This window comes from Streptomyces glaucescens, from assembly GCF_002154375.1.
Lineage (GTDB): Bacteria > Actinomycetota > Actinomycetes > Streptomycetales > Streptomycetaceae > Streptomyces > Streptomyces glaucescens.
Genome location: NZ_MUND01000578.1, coordinates 1 through 5,961, shown reverse-complemented (window position 1 = coordinate 5,961; position 5,961 = coordinate 1). Strand labels below are relative to the sequence as shown.

Annotated in this window: 3 protein-coding genes; all 3 read left to right on the top strand. The window is 75.4% G+C overall.

Annotated features, from left to right (window positions below; all coding sequences use genetic code 11):
• The coding region (locus CCN42_RS32205; protein WP_086740898.1) for a putative baseplate assembly protein at positions 1–2,428 on the top strand (2,428 nt) is incomplete at its 5' end.
• Complete coding sequence (locus CCN42_RS32200; protein ID WP_086740896.1) at positions 2,428–4,593, top strand: hypothetical protein; 2,166 nt, start codon at positions 2,428–2,430, stop codon at positions 4,591–4,593. The genes CCN42_RS32205 and CCN42_RS32200, both read left to right, overlap by 1 nt.
• Positions 4,594–4,647: 54 nt before the next feature.
• Positions 4,648–5,961, top strand: a 1,314-nt coding sequence (locus CCN42_RS32195; protein WP_107427677.1) for a DUF6519 domain-containing protein, incomplete at its 3' end; no start/stop codon positions are given.

Genomic DNA, 5,961 nt, shown 5'->3' with positions numbered 1-5,961 from the left:
GCCGGCCCCCGGGGGCCGGCCCCTGCTGCGGGAGCTGCTGGCGATGCGGGTCACCGCCGCGCCGTTCGGGGCGACCGCGCCGCTCAAGCCGGTGCAGGACGCCCGGGGCCGGGTCATCCGGACCGCGGACTGGCCGCTCACCGGAGCCGTGCTGGTCAGCATGCGGGTCGTGTTCGACACGGCGGGCAAGGTGCCGGTGCGGGCCGAGTTCCAGTACGTCGAGGGCAGCAGCTCCGACCAGCGGGCGGAGAACCTGCCCGTGCCGCAGTTCGCCACCTTCCCGCTGGGCTCCGGGCAGGTCGACCTGTCCGTGCGGCCCGGTCAGGACCGCGACGGGAACCGGCGCCCGGCCCACCCCGGGGAGCCCGGCGTCACCGCCCGGCTGCACTCGGGGCTGCCCGAGCGCACGCTGTCCGTGTCCCGGCCCGACGAGGACGGCCTGGTGCACGTCGTCGTCGAGCACGGCGCCGACCGCCAGGAGGTACCGCTGCGGCCGGGCATCGGCGAACAGTTCACCCACGGCGACCACGAGGTGAGCCTGCGCTACGCCGTCGGCAGCGCGGAACCCCACGTCGAGGTGGTCATCGCGAGCAAGCCGCAGCCCGTCAACCGGCACGTCCTCCAGCTCGACACCGTCCACGCCGGCATCACGCCCGGCAGCTGGGTGGCGGTCCGGCGCCCCGCCAAGGGCGCCGAGGGCGGTTTGCCCGGGGACGCGCGGCTGGCGTTCGTCACCACCCAGGTCGTCGCGGCGCGTACGGCGGCGTACAGCAACTACGGCATCACCGGCCGCGGCACCGAACTCACTCTCGCCGACCCCTGGCTGGACGAGTTCGACGTGCTGCTCTCGCACATCCGCGACACCACCGTGCACGCCGCCGGGGAGCCGCTGCGCCTCGCCGACGAGCCGCTCGGCGAGGACGTGCACGGCGACGAGATCGAACTCGCCGAACTGTACGAGGGACTGCGGCCCGGCCGCACGCTGATCGTCACCGGTGAGCGCAGCGACATCCCGGGCGCCGCCGGGGTCACCGCCACCGAGGTGGTGACCGTGGCGACCGCCGATCCGGCCGTCGACCCGCACCTGCCGGGCGACCGGGTGCACACCCGGCTCACCCTCACCGCCCGGCTCGCCCACCGGTACCGGCGCGAGACCGTCCGCATCCTCGGCAACGTCGTCGAGGCCACCCATGGCGAGAGCCGTGAGGAGGCCATCGGCAGCGGCGACTCCGACCGCGTCAACCAGACCTTCGCGCTGTGGCAGTCCCCGCTCACCTGGCTCGCGGACGACGGTCCGCTCGGTGCCCGGCCCGTGCTGGAGATCCGGGTCGACGGCGTGCTCTGGCACGAGGTCGACAGCCTCGCCGGACGCGGCCCCACCGAGCGGGTCCACATCACGGGCACCACCGCCGACGGGCGCACCACGGTCACCTTCGGCGACGGCGTGCACGGCGCCCGGCTGCCCAGCGGACACGAGAACGTCCGCGCCCGCTACCGCTTCGGCACCGGCAAGGCCGCCAACGTCCCCGCCGACCGCGTCACCCAGCCGCTGTCCCGCCCGCTCGGCGTCACCGCGGTCACCAACCCCCGCCCGGCCACGGGTGGTTCCGACGCGGACGGGCCGGCGCTGACCCGCCGGACGATCCCGCTCGCCGTGTCGGCCCTGGACCGGCTGGTCTCCGCCGCGGACTACGAGGACTTCGCCCGCTCCCGGGCCGGCATCGGCCGGGCCGCCGCACGCGAACTCTTCGACGGGCGGCGGCGCGTGCTGCACGTGACGGTGGCCGGCACCGACGACGTGCCCCTCGACCCGGACTCGGACACCCTGCGCGCCCTGCGCGGTGCCCTCACCGAGTACGGCGACCGGGGTCTCCCCGTGCGGGTGGACGTCCGCGAGGCGGTCCTGCTGCTGATCGCCGCGAAGGTGAGGACCGCCCCCGACCACGCCTGGGAGATCGTCGAACCCCGGCTGCGCCGGGCCCTGCTGCGCCGCCTCGGCTTCGAGGGGCGCGAACTGGCCCAGCCGGCCCGGCTCTCCGAGGTGCTGGCCACCGCCCACTCGGTGCCCGGCGTGGACTACGTCGACGTCGACGTCTTCACCGGAGTGTCCGCCTCCACCGGCCCGGCCGAACTCGCCGGACTGCTCCGCGACCCCGGCCCGCCCAGGACGACGGTGGCCGCGCCGCCGGCGGCGTACGACGAACGGATCCACACCGTCCGCGCCGAGGACGGCGAGACCCTGTCGTCCGTCTGCGCCCGGTACGGCATCCCGCTCGCCGAACTGCTGCGCCTCAACCCCGGCATCACCGACACCCGGCGCCTGCCGCGCGGCCGGTCGGTGTACGTCTTCCGCGGCATCCGCCCGGCCCGGCTCGCCCTGCTGACGCCGCGCGCCGCCGACACCCTGATCCTGACGGAGGCCAAGTGATGTCCGAGGACGTCCGGTTCGAGAACGCGGGACCGCCGGCGTCCCGCAACCCCGACTCCCTCGCCGGCCTGCTGCCCCGCTGGCACCGGCTGCGCGACCTGGAGGAGGGCGAGCCGCTGCGGGCCCTGCTCGCGGTGATCGCCGAACAGCTCGACCTGGTCCGCGACGGCGTCGAACAGGGCTACGCGGACCTGTTCGTGGAGACCGCGGCGCCCTGGGTGCTGCCGTACCTCGGCGACCTGGTCGGCCACCGCACCCTGCCCGGCTACGAACGCGTCCTCACCACCGGACTGCACGCCGGCGGCCGGTCCGCGCTCGCCGAGGCGGTCGCCCCGCGCGCCGATGTGGCGGCGACCGTCGCCAACCGGCGGCGCAAGGGAACCCTGCACCTGCTGGAGGAGATCTCCCAGCAGGTGGCGGGCTGGCCCGCGCGGGCCGTGGAACTGTCCCGGCTCGTCGCCCACCACCAGCCGGTCAGACTGGGCGTCACCGGTCACCGCGCCGAGCGCGGCCGGCTCGCCGACCTGCGCGACGGCGCGGCACTCGACCTGGCCGGGAGCCCATTCGGCGCCACCGCCCGCACGGTGGACGTACGGCGCGCCGACTCCGCGCGGCGGCAGGGCGGCTGGTCCCCCGCGGGCGTCGGCCTGTACGTGTGGCGGCTGAAGGCGCACTCGCTGACGTCCTCCCCGGCGTACTGCGTGGACCGCGCCCGCCACCTGTACACCTTCTCCATCCTCGGCAACGACACCCCGCTGGTCACCAAGCCGTTCCCGGAGCCGTCGCCGACCCACCTGGCGACCATCGACAACGTGCCCGCGTTCATCCGGCGCAGGCAGCTCCGCGACCGGCTGCTCGACCACTACGGCCCCGGCAAGAGCTTCGTCATCCGGCGCGACGGCGAGGACCGGCCCGTACCGCCGTCCGACATCGTCGTCGCCGACCTGTCCGACTGGCGCTACCGGCCCCGGCGCGGCCAGGTCGCCGTCGACCCCCAGCTGGGCCGGATCGCGTTCGGCGCGCGGTCGGCGCCCCGGCAGGGCGTGTGGGTCGACTACCACTACGCGGCCGCCGCCGACATGGGGGGAGGGGAGTACGACCGCCCCGACCGGGTCGCCCGCCCGGACGCCGCCGTCTACCGGGTCGGGCCGGGCCGGCGGTACCGGCAGATCATGGACGCCTACCGGGCCTGGCAGCACGACCGGCGGGCCGGACGCGCCACCGGGTCCGAGGGCGTCATCGAGATCACCCACAGCGGCGCCTACCAGGAACAGCTCGACTTCGACCTCGACCCCGGCGACCGGCTCCAGCTGCGCGCCGCCGAGGGCACCCGGCCCGTCATCCGGCTGCTCGACTGGTACAGCAACCGGCCCGACGCGCTCAACATCCGCGCCGCCGCCGAGGACTGCGCCCCGCACGAGCGGCCCCGCGTCGTCCTCGACGGGCTGCTCGTCGCCGGGCGCGGCATCAACGTGACCGGGCCGATGGGCGCCGTCACCGTCCGGCACTGCACCCTCGTGCCCGGCTGGTCGCTGGAGCCCGAGTGCGACCCGCACTCTCCGGAGGAGCCCAGCATCGTGCTGGAACGCACCACCGCCTGCCTCCAGATCGAGCACAGCATCCTCGGCACCATCGAGGTCATCGGTGACGAGGTGAGCGAGGACCCCCTCGCCATCCATCTGCGCGACAGCGTCCTCGACGCCACCGCCGACGACCGCGAGGCGCTGTCCGCGCCGGACTGCCGGCACGCCCACGCGGTGCTCCACCTGCACCGCGCCACCGTCATCGGCGAAGTGCACACCCACGCCGTGGAGATCGCCGAGAACTCCGTCCTCACCGGGCGGCTGCACGTGGCCCGCCGCGGCACCGGCCGGATGCGGTACTCGTACGTCCCGCCGGGCTCCCGCACCCCACGCCGGCACCGCTGCCAGCCCGACCTGACCCCGGGGGTCCGGCCGCTGTTCGTCTCCCAGCGCTACGGGACGCCCTGGTACGGGGTGCTGTCCGACCGGTGCGCCGAGGAGATCCGGCGCGGCGCGGACGACGGCGCCGAACTCGGCGCCTTCCACGACCTGTACCGGCCGCAGCGCGAGGACGGGCTGCGGGCGCGGCTCGCCGAGTACACGCCCGCGGGCACGGACGCCGGGATCTTCTTCGTGACGTGAGCCGCAGCATCACCGACTCCAAGCGCTCTTATCCGAACCAGGGGGACCCCCTTCATGCACGCTGACCTCTCCCGCCTCACGTTCCGCCCGGAACGGCACTACGCGGCGGTCGTCGCCCAGCAGGGCCGCGTCCAGCTCGACGCCGACACCAACGAGCAGACCGCGATCCAGCTCCACCACACCCGCACCCTCGCCGCCGACCTGATCGGACCCCACGGCGGCCCCCGCGACGCGGCCGGCTTCCGCATCGACTACGTGGGCGGCCGGCACGACCTCGACACCTTGCACATCCACGGCGGCCGCTACTACGTCGACGGCATCCTGTGCGACGCCGACCGCCCGGCGCCCGGCGTCCCCGTCCCCGACGAGGACGACCAGGAGGCCGCCACCCCCGAGACACCCGCCCACTGGACGTACTGGGACCAGCCGGACGCCTTCCTCGACCCGGAACGCCCCGGCGACCGGCTGCCCTCGCCCGCCTCCGCGCCCTTCGTGGTCTACCTCCAGGTGTGGGAGCGCACCGTCACCGCCGCCGAGGACCCGGCGCTGCGCGAGGTCGCCCTCGGCGCCGCCATGCCGGACACCGCCGCCCGCCTCAAGGTCGTCTGGCAGGTGCTGCCGCTGTCCCTCGGCGCGCTGGAGATCGAGGAGAGCGAGCCGTCCAGGGAGACCGTCCGGGACGCCTTCGCACGCTGGGCCCGGCGCCGGTCCGTCCCCTCCGCACGGCTCGCCGCCCGAGCCGAACGGCCCGGCCACGCCGACGAGGACCCCTGCCTGGTCAAGCCCGACGCCCGCTACCGGGGCGCCGAGAACCAGCTCTACCGCGTCGAGGTGCACGCCGGCGGCGAAGCCGAGGACGCCACCTTCAAGTGGTCCCGCGAGAACGGCTCCGTCGTCCTCCCCGTCGACGAGATCGACGGCACCTGGGTGCACCTGGCCGGTCTCGGCCACGACGGCAGGCTCGACCTGGACGTCGGCGACCACGTCGAACTGACCGACACCGCCCACGCCTCCCGCCTCGACGCCCTGCCGCTGCTGCGGGTCGAGGAGCTCGACCTGCCCGGCCGGCGTGTCCGGCTCTCCGCCGAACCCGCGCCCGGTGTCGGCCGGCTGCCCCACCTGCACCCCTTCCTGCGCCGCTGGGACCACCACGCGGGCCCTCGGCGCAAGGGCCGCACCACCGCCCTGCGCGGCGGCGCCGTCCCCGTCACCGAGGGGGAGTGGCTGCCTCTGGAGGACGGCGTCGAGGTGTACTTCGCCACCGGCGGCACCTACCGCTCCGGCGACCACTGGATCATCCCCGCCCGCACCGCCACCGGCGGCGTCGAGTGGCCCACGGACACCGCCCGCCGCCGGTGGCGGTGCGGG

Coding starts and splice junctions, on each gene's coding strand:
- CCN42_RS32200 (WP_086740896.1), top strand. CDS start 2,428: ATGTCCGAGGACGTCCGGTTCGAGAACGCGGGACCGCCGGCGTCCCGC.